Annotated in this window: 2 protein-coding genes; both read right to left on the bottom strand. The window is 67.6% G+C overall.

Annotated elements, in window-relative coordinates:
- Window positions 1-215: 215 nt before the first annotated feature.
- The gene (locus ABZV44_RS37115) at window positions 216-902 is read right to left on the bottom strand and encodes a DUF6875 domain-containing protein (RefSeq protein WP_354847213.1); all 687 of its coding nucleotides are present in this window, start codon (window positions 900-902) and stop codon (window positions 216-218) included.
- Window positions 899-18,040 (bottom strand): amino acid adenylation domain-containing protein, encoded by a 17,142-nt coding sequence (locus ABZV44_RS37110; protein WP_354847210.1) that lies wholly within the window; start codon window positions 18,038-18,040, stop codon window positions 899-901. The genes ABZV44_RS37115 and ABZV44_RS37110 overlap by 4 nt, the downstream gene beginning before the upstream one ends.
- Window positions 18,041-18,178 lie beyond the last annotated feature (138 nt).

Here is an 18,178-nt window from a genome sequence, read left to right as displayed (position 1 = left end):
TCGCGTGCAAGTCGGCACGGTCCCGGCCTCGGCGGGTCGTTCGGCGAGCGCGGCAGATCCGCATTGAGACACTCAACCGTTGGTGCACAACATCTTTCACCTTTCGCCCTCGCATTCACGGGTCCGAAGCTGCGGCGACGGTTGTGCGTTCTCCCCGATTCAGTTGCAACCGAACCTTTCTCGCGCCATAGAAGATGGCTGGTTGGAAGGTGACGTTACCGGCCATCCGAGCCGAGATCGGGTGGGGCGTCCGGGGTTACGACGAGTCGGTCGGACATGGCGGTGGCGATGAACTTCGGGATGGCGGGGGCGAAGATCTTGAGGTAGAAGTTCATCCATTCGTGGCGGGAGCTGAGGAATGGGAAGTCGGTGGGGGCCATGTAGCGGATGGCGAGCATGGGGAGGGGGGCGTCCAGGGCGGGGAAGAACGGGTTGTGGAGGCCCGGGACGGTGCAGCCGGGGTAGAACTGGCCGAGCATCAGGCCCTGTTCGACGAATTTGGTTTTCTGGTCGTGCTGGACGGTGTCGATGTCGGTGTATTCGGTGAGGTCGGGGAAGACCGCGATGACGGCTTTGAGTTTGGAATCGGGTTCGGTCCGGGGTGGCAGGGTGGGAAACAGGTCGTAGAGGTCGGCGACCATTGCGGTGATGCGCGAGCGGTCGATGTCACGACCGGGGATGAATGCGGCCCACAGGGATCGCAGTGCGATGGCGTGGCTGGTGTAGGGGCAGACATGGCCGGGCCGGCCCAGGTCGGGGTGGGATTGGCACAGGTATTCGACCATCCACCGGCGCAGTTCGGCAAGGTGAGGTTGCAGGCCGTTACCGGCTGCCACATCAAGGTCGAACAGGTTGACTGGCTCGACGCCGGAACGTGTTCCGACGATTCGGTCGGTGTTCATGATCGGCTTGTCCTTGCTGGGGTTTGTGACTCCGTGGGGGCGGCGTGGATGGACCGGAAGTGCTCGGTGAGAACGAAACCGATGGCGCGGAGCGCATCCTGATCGGTCATCCGTTCGTGCTGGACGGGAATCCGGTGCTCGGTGATACGACCGGTGATGTGGTCGTTCCAGGCATGAGCGGGAGAGGACCCGTCGACGTGGTGGTCGGCGGCGCTGAAGTAGATCAGATCACCGTCGAACAGTCCCGGCCGATGGTTCCAGGTGAGGTCGATGAGCCGGGTGTAGTCGCGTTGCAGGCTCACGAGATGCTCGGAGGTCACCTCGGTGAAAAGTCCGCCTTGCCGGTGCAGCAACTCGGTCGCGGTCTCGACGGTCAGCTCCGTGTCGCCGTCCGGAACGGAGAAACCGCCGAACTCGGCGAGCATCGTCGACACGGAGGGGGTGGGACCCCGGAAGCTGTCGGCCGTGACGACGCGGGTGTCCATCATGGCCAGGGTGGCGACGGAGTCGCCGTCGCGGCGGAGCTGGACCGCGATCGCGTGCGCGATGGTGCCGCCGAGCGAGTAGCCGAGCAGATGGTAGGGGCCGTGCGGTTGGACGGACCGGATCTCCTGCACATAGCGGGCGGCGAGTTCGTCGAGGGTGTCGAAACTGACGGTGGGGTCGGACAGCGCGGGAGATTGCAGCCCTCGGACGGGACGGTCGGGATCGAGGTACTGCACGAGTCCGGTGAAGCCCCAAGCCAATCCGACCGCCGGGTGAATACAGAACAGCGGCGGATCGGTTCCGGCAGCGCGCAGCGGCAGCATCACGGCGAGCGCCCCTGCGAGATCATGTCCGTCGACGTCCTGCCCTGCGAGGCCGTCGCGGCGACCCTCGATGCGGCGGGCCAGCGATTGCGGCGTCGGATCGGTGAACAGCCACGGCAGCGGCACGGTGACACCGGTGGACTCCGCGAGCCGCGCCACCAGTTGGGTGGCGGCCAGCGAGTTGCCGCCGAGAGCGAAGAAGCCATCGTCGACTCCGATTCGCTCGACGCCGAGGGTGTGGCCGAAGGCTTCGCACACGATGGCCTCGAGCGGGGTGGACGGCGCCCGGAACCGGGCCCGACCGCGCAGGTCGGGTGCGGGCAGGGCGTTGTGATCGAGTTTGCCGGTGGTCGTGAGCGGTATCCGGTCGAGCGTCACGATGGCGGTCGGGATCATGTGGGTGGGCAATCGGGTAGCGAGATGCCTGGTCAGCGCCGCGACATCCGGTGTGCTGTGCGGGGCGGGCACCACATAGCCCGTGAGCTGGTCGACACCGTCGGGCCGGGTGTGGACGGCGACGGCGGCACGCGAGACGTCGGGATGGCTGCACAACGCGGTTTCGATGTCGCCTGGTTCGATGCGATGACCGTTGACCTTGATCTGCAGATCGCTACGGCCCAGGTACTGCAGTCTCCGGTCGTCGGTCCAGGTGACCAGATCGCCGGTGCGATACATGCGGGTCCCGGCCGGCCCCCACGGGTCGGGAACGAATCGTGCTGCCGTGAGCGCGGATTGCCCGTGGTAGCCGCGGGCGATGCCCGGTCCGGACAGATACAGTTCGCCGACCACTCCGGGCGGGACCGGGCGCAGTCTGCGGTCGAGCACGACGGCGGAGAACCCGCGGGCCGGGCCGCCGATCGGCGGCGGACCGTCGGCGGTCGTGGTCAGGAGGACGTCGGTGCAGCTCTGGATGGTGGTCTCGGTCGTCCCGTAAGCGTTGATCAGCGTGCGGTCCGGGGCCCATCGGGTTGCCAGATCCGGTGAGCATGTCTCGCCGCCGAGGAACAGGGTGCGGAGGGTATCGAGTCCGTCCGGGCGCAGCGATGCGAGCACAGTCGGAGTGACGGCCGCATGGGTGACCTGTGCGGCCTCGATCAGCTCGGCCAGTTCGGCGCCGGCGACCACACGCTCCGGTGCGAGCACCAGGGTGGCTCCGGCGGCGACGGCGCTGAGCCATTCGAGGATCGATACGTCGAAGGTCGGCGAGGCCGCGGCCAGCATTCGAGAGGACGAGGTGAGGCCGAACTGCTCCCGCGCCTCGGCGGCCAGATTCGCAATCCCGGTATGGGTGACCACGACGCCCTTGGGGGTCCCGGTCGAGCCCGAGGTGTAGATCAGGTAGGCGGGATGCTCCGGCCGGAGTGTGGCCGTGCGCTCGGAGTCGTCGATCGCGTTGGCGGACAACGACATTGCCTTCGCGGCGAATCCGGGACTGTCGAGGCTGAGCCACGTGGTGGTGTCCGGCAGCCGATCTCGATGGGTCTCGGCGGTCAGCCCGGCGATGGCACCGGCATCGGCGAGAATGCCGCTGATCCGGTCTTCGGGATGGGTGGGGTCGATCTGCACGAACGCGGCGCCGGTCTTGGCGACCGCCCAGACGGCGATCATGGCGTCGATGGAGCGCGGTAACGCCACGGCCACAAACGATTCCGGTCCTGCTCCGGCGTCGATCAGTATCCGCGCCCACCGGTTCGAGACTTCGTCGAGTTCGCGGTAGGACATCCGTTCACCGTCACAGACCAACGCGTCCGCATCGGACGTCGCTGCGGCCGCGAACACCTGCGGCAACGTCGATGTCGCCACGCTGGGCCCGCCGCGAACGGGTGCGAAGGCGGCCAGTTCATCCGACGACAGCAGTTGGACACGCAGCAGCGAGAGATCGATGTCATCGGTGATGGCGTCGAGCACGCGCAGCACCCGGCCGGCGAGGGCGTCGATCTCGGCTGGCGAGAACAGTCCGGGCTGGTATTCGAAGATCAGCTCCAGCCGGGTGCCGAGATGGACGATCAGGCCGAGCGGGTAGTGCGCGGCGTCTCGTCCCTGCACGTCGAGGACATGCATCCCGGCGATGTCGGTGTCCTCGGACAACCCGGCCGTGTCGACCGGGTAGGACTCGAAGACGGTCACGGTGTCGAAGATCGCGCCGAACCCGGTCACCCGCTGGATCCGGGCGAGTCCGAGGTGGTCGTGGTCGAGCAGCGCGGCTTGTTCGGCCTGGATTCGCCGAAGCAGCTGAGCGAGACTCTCGCCGTAGTCGAGCCGGACCCGGACGGGCACGGTGTTGACGAACAGGCCGATCATCGATTCGATGCCGGGGAGCTGCGGGGGGCGTCCTGAGATGGTGGTCCCGAAGACGACGTCCTCGCGCGCGGTCGCGTTCGCGAGCACGATCGCCCAGGCGGCTTGGACGATGGTGTTGAGGGTGCTCTCCTGCCGGTGAGCCACCGCGACCAGGGCCGCGGTGCGGTGCTCGCTCAGCCCCACCCGGATTTCGCGCGCGGCGGTGTGCTGGCGGCCGCGGTCCGCATGCGCCAGCAGGGTCGGCTCGGTGACGCCCTCGAGTGTCCGTGCCCACGCCGCTTCGGCCGCATCCTGATCCTGGGCCTGCAGCCACATCAGGTAGTCGCGGTAGGGACGCACCGGGGGCAGTGCACCGGGGTCGCTGTCGCCGGCGTAGAGGATCAGCAGGTCCCGGATCAGCAGTGGAGTGGACCAGCCGTCGATCAGAATGTGATGCATGCTCAGCAGCAGCGTGTACCGCTGGGGGGCCGTGCTGATCAGCGTCAGTCGCAGCAGCGGCGCCTCGGTCATGTCGAAGTGCCGGTCGGCGGCCATGAGCTGATCGAGCACCGCCGCGGTGTCGGCGCCTTCCGCGAGGTCGATCCGGGTGAACGGCACGTCGACACGGCGGTGCACCACCTGGACCGGCTCACCGGCACCGTCCTGAACGAACGCGGTCCGCAGGTTCGGATGCCGTCCGATGAGAGTCTGTGCGGCGCGGCGTAACCGGTCCGCGTCGACGCGCCCACCGAGTTCCATCCGGAGTTGCACGATGTAGTCGTCGCGGGCGCCGTCGGCGAGCTGGGCGTGGAACAACAGGCCCGCCTGCAGCGGCGTGAGCGGCCAGATATCGTCCAGCTCCGGGTACCGGGCCTCGATCCGGTCGATCGCGGCCTGGTCGAGGTCGACGAGTCCGACGTCGGAGGGCGTCAGCCCGCCCGCGCCCGGCCGGGACGCGTGGGCCGCGAGCGCCGTCACCGCGTCGCGCCACAGTTCCGCGAGGTCGGTGACCTCGGCGGCGGTGATCAGCCCGGCAGGGTAGTCCCAGGTCGCGGTGAGGGCAGGGCCGTCCGGCGTGTCCTCGGTGGCCGCGTTGATGCCGAGCACGGCTGCCGCGGATGCGTCGGGGTGCTGAGCGCCGCCGGCGGCATCCTCACCGGCGGGCATCCACCCGGTGTCGCGCAATGCGTCGGGAATCGTGTCGAATCGGCCGAGATAGTTGAAACTCACCTGGGGGTCGGGCAGCGCGCCCAGGATGCGGGCGGTATCGGTGTTGAGGTAGCGCAGCAGCCCGTAGCCGATCCCGTGGCCGGGGACCCGCCGGAGTTGTTCCTTGACCGATTTGACGAGCGCCCCCGCGGCGGCGCCGGCGGCGAACGCGTCATCGATGTCGATATCGGACAGGTCGAGCCGCACCGGGGAGGTGGTGGTGAACCATCCGACAGTGCGGGTGAGGTCGGCACCGGGGAGAACCATGTCGTCGCGCCCGTGGCCTTCGAGAGTGAGCAGCGTGTCGGTGACGTCGTCGCCGTGGCGGCGCCGCCACCGGGTCAGCGCCAGTGCGAGCCCCGCGATGAGGGCATCGTCCACACTGCCGCGGAACGCCCGGGGCAGGGTGGTGAGTACAGCGCGGGTCACCACGGTCGGCAGCGTCACCCGGACGGTGGCAACGGTGGCCTGCCGGTCCACGACCGGGTCGAGCGGGCGGGTCCCGATCGGCGGATCAGCGGCGGCGAGTGTGGAACGCCACCGGTCGAGTTCATCGAGGTTCGCGGCAGCGGTCTCGAGAGCGTGCGCCCAGCGACGCATCGACGTACCGACGGGCATGAGCTGCGGCTGTTGACCCGCGCTCACCTGGGCTCCGGCGACCGCGAGGTCGGGAACGAGGATTCGCCACGACACTCCGTCCACCACCAGGTGGTGTGCGACGACCAGCAGCCGGCCCGGCCCGCCGGCGCAGTCGAACCAGACCAGTTGGAGCATGACTCCCGCGGCGGGATCGAGGCGTTCGACGGCCGCGCGTGCCTCGGCGTCGGCAATCGCGGCGAACGCGCTGCTGTCCGGCGCCGCATCGACCGGCACCCGCCGGATCAGTCCGGCGGCGGATAGCCCGGTCGGCTGCACCTGCACTGCCCAGCCCGATGGGTGTGCGGGGTCGGGTTGTAGCCGGGCCCGCAGCATGTCGTGGTGGTCGATCACCGCTTGCACGGTCGCCTCGATGGCAAATTGCTCGATGCCGGCCGGCAGCGTGAGCATCACCCACTGGCAGAAGCGGTCGAATTCGCCACGCTCGAACATCCAGCACATGATCGGCGTCAACGGCATCGGCCCCACGCCCCCGCCGGGCAGTTCTGCCGGGAGGGAGGCTGCCGCGGCGCTGTCGCGGACCGCGATCTGGGCCAGTCCGGCGACCGTTCTGCGCTCGAACACCTCACGCACGGACAGCACCAGACCGGCCGCCTTGGCCCGGGTCACCAGCTGGATCGACATGATGCTGTCGCCGCCGAGGGCGAAGAACGAGTCATCGAGTCCGATCGTGCCGACTCCCAGTACCTCGGCGAACAGGCCCGCGAGCGTCGTCTCCATCTCGGTGACCGGCGCCCTGAATTCGGTTCGGCCCGTGCTGAAGTCGGGTTCGGGCAGCGCGAGGCGGTCGATCTTGCCCGTCTCCGTCGTGGGTAGCGTGTCGAGCACCATCACGGTCGCCGGCACCATGTGCGGGGCCGATCGCTGCCCGGCGAACGCGAGGATCGCGACCGGATCGAGGTCGGCGCCGGGCTCGGGCACCACGTACCCGATCAACCGATCGCTGGTGCCGGAGCCGCGGTGCACGGTCGCCACCGCGGCAGCCACTCCCGGGTAGGCCAGCAGGCCCGCTTCGACCTCGCCGAGTTCGATACGGAAGCCACGGATCTTGACCTGGAAGTCCGTCCGGCCGACATAGTCGAGGGTCAGACCTCCTTCCGGTAGCCGCAGCCATCGCACCAGGTCCCCGGTCCGATACATGCGCTGCCCGCGACCCGCGAACGGGTCGGCGACGAACCGCGACGCTGTCAGACCCGTCCGGTTGCGGTAGCCGCGAGCCAGTCCCGGACCGGTGAGGTACAACTCGCCGACGACGCCGAGCGGCACCGGACGCAACCACGCGTCGAGCACGACCTCACCGACACCGCGGATCGGTCCGCCGATCGTCGCCGTCTCACCCGGCACCATCGGCGCACCGGCATCGGTCTGGATCGTGGCCTCCGCCGGACCGTAGGTGTTGAACAGTTTCCGGCCCGGCGCCCACCGTGACACCAGTTGCGGTGGGGGCTCCTCGCCTCCGATCACGACGGTCCCGAGGTTCCGCAGCCCGGCCGGGTCGACCGTGCTCAGGGCCGTGGGTGTCAGCGCGGCGTGGGTCACCGAGTTCTGCGAAATGATCTGCGCCAGTTCGATTCCGCCGAGAACGGTCGGCGGCGCGATCACCAGCCGCCCGCCGGACGCGAACGCCCAGAGCAGTTCCAGGACCGCCGCGTCGAAACTGGGCGACGCGGCATGCAGCACCCGCGCGCCCGGCCCGAGGTCGAACCGCGTGCACTGCTCGGCCACCAGGTTCGCCAGCCCCCGGTGCGAGACCACCACGCCCTTCGGCACGCCCGTCGAGCCGGACGTGTAGATCACGTACGCGGCGTGATCGACCCGGACCGGCCGAATTCGCTCGGCATCGGTCACCGGCACGGTGGGAGACTCCGCCGCCTCCGCTTCGAGCGCCGGCTCGTCGAGGACCAGCCACCGCACCGATCCGGGCAGTCGATTCCTCCACTCCGACAGCGTGATTCCTGTCGCGACGCCCGAATCGCCGAGCATGTGCTGGATCCGGTCCCCGGGATTGCGCGGATCCACCGGGACGAATGCCGCCCCCGACTTCGCCACCGCCCACACTGCGAGCACCGACTCGTAGGAGCGCGGCAACGCAACCGCGACACTCGTCTCCGGCCCGGCACCTCGGCCGATCAGCAAGCGCGCCAGCCGATTCGACTCGGCATCGAGCTCGCCATAGGTCCACTGCCGGTCCCCGCACACCACCGCCACCGCCCCCGGATCCCGGGCCACCGTCGCCGCGAAGAGCTCCGGCAGTGTCCGCTCCGGCATCGCGGGATCACCTGATACCGGCGCCAATTCGCGGTATTCCTGCGGCGACAGCAGATTCAGCCGGGTCAGCGGCAGATCCGGGTCGGCGGCAATGTCGCCCAGCACGCCCACGAACCGCCGCAGGGTCGCCACGATGGTGTCGTGGTCGAAGAGCTCGGGCAGGTACTTGATCTCGAGGTGCAGTCGCGAGTCGACGCGCCCGACCACGCCCAGCGGATAGTGCGCCGCGTCGGCGCCGGTCACGTCGACCAGCCGCATGCCGGCGATGTCGGTGTCCGCGGTCAACCCGTGACGATCGACCGGGAACGACTCGAACACCGTCACCGTGTCGAATACCGCCCCCGGCCCGGCCGTCCGCTCGATGTCGGCCAGACCGATGAACTGATGATCGAGCAGAGCGGCCTGCTCCGCCTGGATGCGGTCGAGCAGTTGCCCGAGGGTCTCGGTGACGTCGAGGCGGACGCGCACCGGGACCGTGTTGATGAACAGCCCGATCATCGATTCGATACCCGCGATCTGCGGGGTCCGTCCGGAGACCACCGCACCGAACGTCACGTCCTGCCGGGATGTCAACGTGCCCAGCACGATTGCCCATGCCGCCTGGATCATGGTGTTGAGCGTGATTCCGCGGGATCGTGCGCGGCCGGTCAACTCCGCGGTCTGCGCCTCGGTGAGTTCGCCGAGCACCTCACGCGATTCGGTGTAGTGACGGCGAGGATCGGCCGCAGCCACCAGGGTCGGCTCGTCGGCGCCGTCGAACGCCCGGGCCCAGGCGTCGAGCGACGGGGCCGGGTCCTGCCGGGCGACCCAGGTCAGGAAGTCCCGGTAGGGGCGCACCTGCGGCAGCATCGTGGCGTCGCAGTCGATGGCGTAGAGCACCAGCAGCTCCTGCAGGAGCAGCGGCGTCGACCAGCCGTCGAGCAGCAGATGGTGATTGGTCAGCACCAGCCGGTACTGCTCCGGCCCGGTGGTGACCAGCATCCAGCGGAGCAGCGGGGCACGCGCCGGGTCGAACCGGGTGGTGCGGTCCGTGGCCATGAGCCGCGTCCACTCGCGTTCGCGTGCACCGTCATCCAGCCCGGACAGGTCCAGCTCCGTCCACGGCGCCTCGGCGTCGTCGTCGACCACCTGTACCGGTCCGGCGTCGATGACGAAGGCGGCGCGTAGATTCGCATGCCGGTCGAGCAGCACGTGCGCGGCTCGGCGCAGGCGCCGTGGATCGACCCGGCCGCGCAGCTCGAGGACCAGCTGTGTGATGTAGGCATCCACCGACTGCTCGGACACCAGCGCATGGAACAGCAGCCCCTGTTGCAGTGGGGCCAAGAGCCAGACGTCGCTCAAGGCCGGATACCGATCCTCGAGCCGCTCGATCTCGGATTGTCCGAGCCCGGCCAGCGCCAGATCCGACGGCGTCCGTCCCCCGCTCCCGGCACGGCGGACATGCGCCGCCAGCGCGGTCAGTACCGAGCGCCACGACTCCGCCACCTCGCGCACGGCGTCAGCGGTGAGAACCCCGGAGGGATACGACCAGATCGCTTGCAGCCGTGGCCCGTTCGCGTCGTCCATGACGAGGGCATTGATGTCGAGCACCGCCGGCACCGGCATATCCGGAGGCTGTGTACCGGCGAGCTCTGCCGCACCCGAGGCATCGCCGACGTCCACCGGCACCCATCCGACTGCCGGAATCGCTTCGGCGCCAAGATAGTTGAACGCGATCTGCGGCGGCGCGGTGGCGAGGATCGCTCCGGCGTCCTCGTCGAGATACCGCAGCAGGCCGTAGCCGATCCCGTGGTCCGGGACCGCGAGGAGCTGTTCCTTGACGGATTTGACCGCTGCCCCCAGCGCCGGTCCGCCCGCGTACGCATCGTCGAGATCGATGCCCGAAAGATCCAGGCGCATCGGGAAACTCGTGGCGAACCAGCCGACCGTCCGTGCCGGATCCGAGCCCGGGACAATGCCTTCCGCACGGCCGTTTCCTTCGAGACGGATCGTCACGTCCGCGGGAGTCGCCGTCTCGTGCTCGCGCCGCCACCTCGCGATCGTCACCGCCAAGGCGGCCAGCAGCCCGTCGTCCACACTGCCGTGGAAAGCCGCGGGCACCGCGGTCAGCAGGGCCTCGGTCGTCTCGGGATCGACGTCGACCTGGACCGTGCGGGTGGTCGCTACCACGTCGATCGCGGGGTCGAGGGACCGTGACCCGAGCGTCGGATCGTTCCCGGCGGTCATCGCCTGCCACAATTCGAGCTCGGCGGCGCGCTCCGGGCGTCGGGCCGCCTCGACCAGCCCGCGCGCCCAGCTGCGCATCGATGTCCCGGTCGGGACCGAATCGGGTAGCTCGCCGGAGGTGGTCCGCGTCCACGCCTCCGTGAGATCCGGGAGCAGCACGCGCCAGGAGACGCGATCGATCGCCGAACGATGCACCACCACCAGCACCGTGCCCGGCTCCGCGGTGTGCACCGGGTCGAACCAGACCACCTGCGTCACGATCCCGGCTCCAGGGTCGAGCCGGTCCGCGGCGGCATCCAGCTCGGCCGCCGCCAACACGCGGAACTCGCCGCGCCCCGCTTCCATCGGCACCCGCACGAGAACGTCGTCGGCGCGAATCGTTCCGGCCGGCAGCACCTCCCACGTCCACCGCCCGTCGGTGCCCGGGGTCAGTTGCGCACGCAGCATGTCGTGCCGATCGAGTATCGCCTGCACGGCGTCGGCCAGCTGCCGCCGGTCGATCCCCGCCGGCAGGCCCACCATCATCGCCTGCGAGTAGCGGCCGCAGGTCGGCCCCGCCCGCTCGAGCAACTCTCGCATGACCGGTGTCAGCGGTAGCGGGCCCACGCCTGCGCCGGGCGGTTCCGCCGGCAGGGATGTCTCCGCAGCGCCCTCCTGAATGGCGACCTGGGCGAGACCGGCGACCGTTTTGCGCTCGAACACGTCGCGTGGGGAGAACACCACGCCGGCGGCTCTGGCCCGATTCACCAGCTGGATCGACATGATGCTGTCCCCGCCGAGGGCGAAGAAGGAGTCGTCGATACCGATGGTGTCGAGGTGGAGCACACCGGCGAATGCCTCGGCGATGAGGTGCTCGATCGAAGTTCGGGGCGCCCGATACGGTTTGTTGTCGGCGAACACCGGTTCGGGCAGCGCCTTGCGATCGATCTTGCCCGCCGGTGTCAACGGGATCCGGTCCAGCACCACGATCGAGGACGGAACCATATACGACGGCACCCGATCGGCGACATACTCCGCCAAAAGCACGGTATCGATCGAATGCCCCGGCGCGGCAACAACATACGAGACCAGAGACTGAGCTCCCGAATCGGCGCGATAGCCGATCGTGACGGCATGACCAACGCTCTCGTGTGCCGCCAGCGCCGAATCGATCTCACCCAGCTCGATACGAAGACCCCGGATCTTCACCTGGAAATCGGACCGGCCCAGATACTCGATCGCACCGTCGGTCGACCACCGGACCACATCACCGGTCCGATACATGCGCTCACCCGGCAACCACGGACACGCCACGAACCGCTCCGCCGTCAAACCCGCGCGGCGCAGATACCCGCGCGCCAATAGACCACCGGCGATATACAACTCACCCGCCACACCGACCGGCACCGGCTGCAATCGCTGATCCAGTATCCATGTCGAGGCGCCCGGCACCGGTCCACCGATCGTGACCGACTCCTCCGCTACCAGCGAGGAACTCATCGTCGCGGTGATGGTGGTCTCGGTGGGCCCGTAGTCGATCGTCAGCTGACGATTCCCACCCCACCGCTCGACCAGTTCGGTGCGGCAGCTCTCGCCACCGACGATCAGATGCCCCAAATCCGGCAATGGCCAGCGGGTGTGGTCGATCGTGGACAAGACAGAGGGGGTGAGCAGGACGTGGCTGACGTGTTCGCGGTCGAGGAGCCCGGCGAGTTCGTCGCCGCCCACGGCGTCGCCGGGTGCGATGATCAGCGCCGCGCCCGAACCCAACGCCAACAGCAGCTCGAGAACCGCGACATCGAAGCTCGGGGAGGCCAGATGCAGTATGCGGCTATGGGTTTCGATACCGAGGGCGGCGCGACGTTCAGTGGTGGAGTTGTTCAGTCCCCGATGGGTGACAGCGACGCCCTTGGGCAGCCCGGTCGATCCGGAGGTGTAGATGACGTACGCGATATCGTCGACGCGAACCGGACGCACCCGATCACCGTCGGTGACCGGCCGATCATCGCCCTCATCGAGGAAATCCGCTGTCAGCCAATCGATGTCATCCGGTAACCGTGTGCGCGCGGATGCCACGGTCAGGCCGACAGCGGCTCTCGAATCGGTCACCAAATGGGCGACGCGCTCGACGGGATTGCTCGGATCGATCGGCAGGAAAGCGGCTCCTGTTTTGGCGACCGCCCACACCGCCAGCACCGATTCCGCGGAACGCGGCATACCGATCGCGACAACATCTTCCGGACCGATACCCTGGCGAATGAGCTGCCGGGCCCACCGATTCGAACGCTCGTCCACCTCCCGGTAACTCAGCCGCCGCCCCCCGGCCACGATCGCTGTCGCATCAGGATCCAATCCGACTGCGGCGGCGAACAGGTCGGGCATGGTGACGGGCGCGGCCGGAGGTGCACCGTGACGGGCCAGCAAGTCGGCGCGCTCGGCGGGCTCGAGCACGTCGATCGCCCCGACCGGAACCGTCGGATCGGCGGCCACGGACTCCAGAATCCGGATCCACCGACGGGTCAGAGAATCGATCGTCGCGGTATCGAACACATCCATGGCGAAGGTGAGCGCGACGGCCATGTCGCCGCTGTCGTGGTCCTGCGAGAGGATGAATTGCAGGTCGAAGCGGGAGACGTTGTTGGGCAGGTCGACCACCGACAGTTCGAGATCGGGCAGCTTCAGCTTCACCGGTTCCAGGTTCTGGAATGCCAGCATCACCTGGAACAGCGGATGGCGAGCCTGGGATCGGTGCGTGACCAACTGATCCACCACTTGCTCGAACGGGACATCGGCATGGTCGAAGGCATCCAGGTCGACCCGCCGCACCCGGCCGAGCAGATCGGCGAACGACTCCCCCGGATCGATCTGGGTCCGCAGTACCAACGTATTGACGAACATCCCGACCATATCGTCGAGCTCCGCCACACCACGACCCGCAACCGGCGTACCGACCGGAATATCGGCGGACCCGCTCATCCGGGCGATCAACACCGCCAACGCACCATGAATCACCATGAACAGCGAAGAATTGTGCTGCCGCGCAGCATCTTCCAACGCGCGAACCAATCCCGCACGCAACGAGAAGTTCGCCGTGGCACCCTGATTCGACATCACCGCCGGCCGCGGCCTGTCGAACGGCAGACAGAGCTCGTCGGGAACTCCGTCCAGTGCTTCTGTCCAGTATCGAATCTGCCGCGCGCACAGCGATTCCGGTTCATCCGGCGAGCCGAGGGTGGCTCGCTGCCACAGGGCATAGTCCGCGTACTGGACGGGCAGCGGTGTCCACGACGGGGCCTCACCACGGATCCGGGCGGCATACGCGGTCGTCACGTCACGAGCCAGCGGTGCCATCGAGAAGCCGTCCGCGGCAATGTGATGCACCACGACGGCCAGCACGTATTCCGGTTCCTCCGCATCGGCCACGCGGAACAGCCGGGCGCGCACCGGCGCCCGGGTGCTCACGTCGAAGCCTTCGGTCACTAATTCGGTTATCGCCGGGACCAATTGGCTGAACGAGACCGTTGTCAGAGTGGGTTCCCGGTCGACGTGGTCGACGGATTCGATGACCTGGATCAGCATTCCGTCGTGATCCGGGTACCGCGTTCGCAAGGATTCGTGTCTGGCCAGCACGTCGATCAGGGCCAGCCGCAGGGCGTCGACGTTCAATTCGCCACGCAGCCGCAGGGCGATCGGCATGTTGTATGCCCCGGAGGCGGTGTCGTATTGGTTGAAGAACCACATTCGTTGTTGCGCAGGCGCCAACGGCACGAGATCGGGGCGCGGACCGGCGATCAGTGGCGGGCGGGGCCGCCGCCCCGTCAGCGCCTCCTGCTCCATCCGGGTGGCCAGTTCCGCGGTCGTGGACGCATCGAACAGCAGCCGCACCGGAATTTCGATATTCAGTGCGGCTCCCAGGCGCGCGGCGACCCGGGTCGCGACCAAACTGTCTGCGCCCAGGGCGAAGAAGGAGTCGTCGATACCGATGGCGTCCAGGTGGAGCACATCGGCGAGTGTCTCGGCGATGAGGTGCTCGATCGGTGTTCGCGGCGCCCGGTACGGTTTGTTGTCGGTGAACACAGGTTCGGGCAGCGCCTTGCGATCGATCTTGCCTGTGGGTGTCAACGGGATCCGGTCCAGCGCCACGATCGAGGACGGAACCATATACGACGGCACCCGATCGGCGACATACTCCGCCAAAAGCACGGTATCGATCGAATGCCCCGGCGCGGCAACAACATACGAGACCAGAGACTGAGCTCCCGATGCGGCGCGATAGCCGATCGTGGCGGCATGACCGACACTCGCGTGACTCGTGAGCATGGAATCGATCTCACCGAGCTCGATCCGAAGACCGCGAATCTTGACCTGGAAGTCGGACCGGCCGAGATGCTGGATCGCACCATCGGGCGTCCACCGGACCACATCACCGGTCCGATACATGCGCTCACCCGGCAACCACGGACAGGCCACGAACCGCTCCGCCGTCAAACCGGCCCGGCGGTAATACCCACGCGCCAATAGGCCACCGGCGACATACAACTCACCCGCCACACCGACCGGCACCGGCTGCAATCGCTGATCGAGGATCCATGTCGAAACGCCGCGGATCGGGCGGCCGATCGTGACCAGCTCCCCTGCCGCCAGCGAGGTCAGCGTGACCGCGATCGTCGTCTCGGTGGGCCCGTATTCGTTGAACAGTTCACGATCACCACTCCACCGATCGACCAGGTCGGTGCCGACGCCTTCGCCGCCGACGATCAGATGCCCCAAATCCGGTAACAGCCAACGGGTGTGGTCGATGGTCGACAGTGCCGAGGGTGTAATACACACGTGGCTCACATGTTCGCGGTCGAGGAGTTCGGCGAGTTCGTCGCCGCCGAAGCTGTCGCCGGGTGCGACAACCATCGTCGCGCCCGCGCACAGCGACAACAGCAGTTCCAGGACCGAGACATCGAAACCCGGTGAAGCCAGATGCAGTGTGCGGGACAGGTTTCCGACGCTGATGGCATCGCGGTGCGTGGTGGCGCAGTTGTTCAGTCCCCGATGGGTGACAGCAACGCCCTTGGGCAGCCCCGTCGATCCGGAGGTGTAGATGACATACGCGATATCGTCGACACGAACCGGACGCACCCGATCACCGTCGGTGACCGGCCGATCATCGCCCTCATCGAGGAAATCCGCTGTCAGCCAATCGATCTCATCCGGTAACCGTGCACGCACGGAGGCCACCGTCAGGCCGACCGCCGCCCTCGAATCGGTCACCAAATGGGCGACGCGCTCGACCGGATAGCCCGGATCGATCGGCAGGAAGGCAGCCCCCGACTTGGCAACCGCCCACACCGCCAGCACCGAATCCGCGGAACGCGGCATACCGATCGCGACAACATCTTCCGGACCGACACCCCGCTCGATCAGCTGCCGGGCCCACCGATTCGAACGCTCGTCCACCTCCCGGTAACTCAATTCCCGGCCGCCGGACACGATCGCCACCGCATCGGGATCCACACCGACAGCGGTGGCCAGCAGCCCGGGCAGGGTGACCGGTGCCAGCGCAGGCGCGCCATGACGTGCCAGCAGATCGGCGCGCTCGGCGGGCTCGAGCACGTCGATCGCCCCGACCGGAACCGTCGGATCGGCGGCCACCGACTCCAGAATCCGGATCCACCGACGGGTCAGAGAATCGATCGTCGCGGCATCGAACACATCCGTGGCGAACGTGACCGCGGCGGTCATGCCGCCGCCGCTGTGGCCCGACAGGATGAATTGCAGGTCGAAGCAGGATATTTCGCTGGAGAGGCCGGCCGCCGGCAGTTCGAGGTCGAGTTGTTCCGGTTCGACAGGTTTCGGGTTCCGGAATGCCAGCATCACTTGGCACAAGGGACGTCGCGACCGAGACGGCTGGTCCACCCCGTGCTCGAACGGGACATCGGCATGATCGAACGCATCCCGATCGACCTTCCGGACCCGCCCGAGCAGATCGGCGAACGACTCCCCCGGATCGATCTCGGTCCGCAACACCAGGGTATCGGCGAACATCCCGATCGCATCGTCGACCGCTGTGCCGACCGGAATATCGTTGCCACCACTCATCCGCGCGAGCAATACCGCCAGCGCACCGTGAACCACCGTGAACAACGAAGAATCATGCCGCCGCGCATAATCCTCCAACCCCCGAACCAACCCCGCATCCAACGAAAAATCCTCAGTCGCACCACGATTCGACATCACCACCGGCCGGGGCCTGTCGAACGGCAGACCAAGTTCCTCGGGAAGATCCGCGAGGGTGTCGCGCCAGAACGCCAGGTTCTCGCGGCGGCGGCGGATCCCGGCGCTTTCGGCGGCGCTGCCGGGGTGGACCCGTCCGAGCTCGGTGTCCGATGCGGCGGCGGCGAATTCGTCGATGAACTCCGCGAATGCGGTGCTGTGCGCCGACAGTTCGGAGTCGGTGTACAGGTTGGGATTGGCCAGGAACTGGAGGAGCGTCCGCGGCGGATCCCCGGTCCGATACACGTCGACCAGCACATCCTCGACCGGGCCGGAGCTGAGGATATGGAATTCGCCGGTCACCGACCCGAGTTGGAGCTTCTGGTCGAAGAGCATGACATTCACGACCGGGCCCGCGAAGCGGCGCTCGGCGCCGCGCGTCCCGGTGGCGGTGCGAATGTCGGGGAGGCCGCACCGCTGGTGCCGCAACACACCCACCAGATCGGACTGCACCCGCAGCGCCAGTGCCGCGACGGTGTCCCGTGGATCGAGGACGATCGGAAGCGGCGCCACATTGACGAAGACCCCTGCGGATCGCCGCAGCACGGCGGTCGTGCGACCCGATACGGGAATGTTGACCAGAACGTCGTCGCGGCCGGTCTTCCGGCCCAGATAACAGCCGAATGCGGCGATCACCACCGCGGCCGGGCTCGCCCCCACCACTTCCGCCAAGTGTTCGATCCGCTCCACCGTCGCCGCCGGCAGTTCGGTGATTGCCACAACACTGTCCGCGCACGCGGGCGCCTGCCCGGCGGCCAGGCTGGACTCCTCGCCGACATCGGCGAGCCTGTTCACCCAATATGCCTGGTCATCGGTGAACCGCTTCGACTCCCGGTAGCTGCGCTCGGCCTCGTAGAGGGCACGGATGTCTGCCGGCCGATTGGGCTCTGGGGTACGGCCCTGCACCACCGCCGTGTACAACTCGGCAATCCGGTTCACGATCATCATCGCGCCGTAGCCGTCCAGTGCGACGTGATGACTCCGGCAGTACAGCAGATAATGCCGATCCCCCACCTGCACAATCGCCGTTGCGACCAACAGATCCCGGGTCATATCCAGCGGCGCTGTGTACTCCCGGCGCATCCATTCCAAGCCGGCTGCGACGGGATCCGGTGCACCACGGACATCGATCACCGGTCCCGTCATGTTCAGCGACGGGTCGTACCGCTGATACGGCTCACCGTCGATCTCGACCAGTCGCAGATACCCCGACTGGAACTCATGGCCGGCTCGAATCGCCGCCTCGCGCAGCAGGTCACCGTCGAAGTCGCCATGCAACTCGACATACTGCGCCTCGGATATCGGCACATCCGGAGTCAATTTCTGCGCCAGCCACAACCCCTGCTGCCCGGCAGACAGCGGTATCAACTGTGTGGCTGACGCGCCCGGCTCGGCATTTCCGCTCGATCCTCGGCCAGGGTCGGGCTGCGGTCGCGGTGCAGTCATTACATCCCTCTAACCTGGACCGCGCTGTATTCGCGCCTTAATTTCCTGCAACCCCGACCGCGGCCAGTATAAGCCGATCGGTACGTTCGTGTACACCGCCGCACGCTGGGATAGTTTCCATATCCACTAGGAAGGTGC

The organism is Nocardia sp. NPDC004860 (genome assembly GCF_040609015.1).
In the GTDB taxonomy this organism is placed as follows: domain Bacteria; phylum Actinomycetota; class Actinomycetes; order Mycobacteriales; family Mycobacteriaceae; genus Nocardia.
Note: the sequence above shows the minus strand (reverse complement) of the source record. Positions and strands in the feature narration are given on the sequence as shown.

What these genes read in the sequence shown, in the direction of transcription:
- ABZV44_RS37115 (WP_354847213.1), bottom strand. Translation starts at nt 902, where the DNA reads ATGAACACCGACCGAATCGTCGGAACACGTTCCGGCGTCGAGCCAGTC.
- ABZV44_RS37110 (WP_354847210.1), bottom strand. Translation starts at nt 18,040, where the DNA reads ATGACTGCACCGCGACCGCAGCCCGACCCTGGCCGAGGATCGAGCGGA.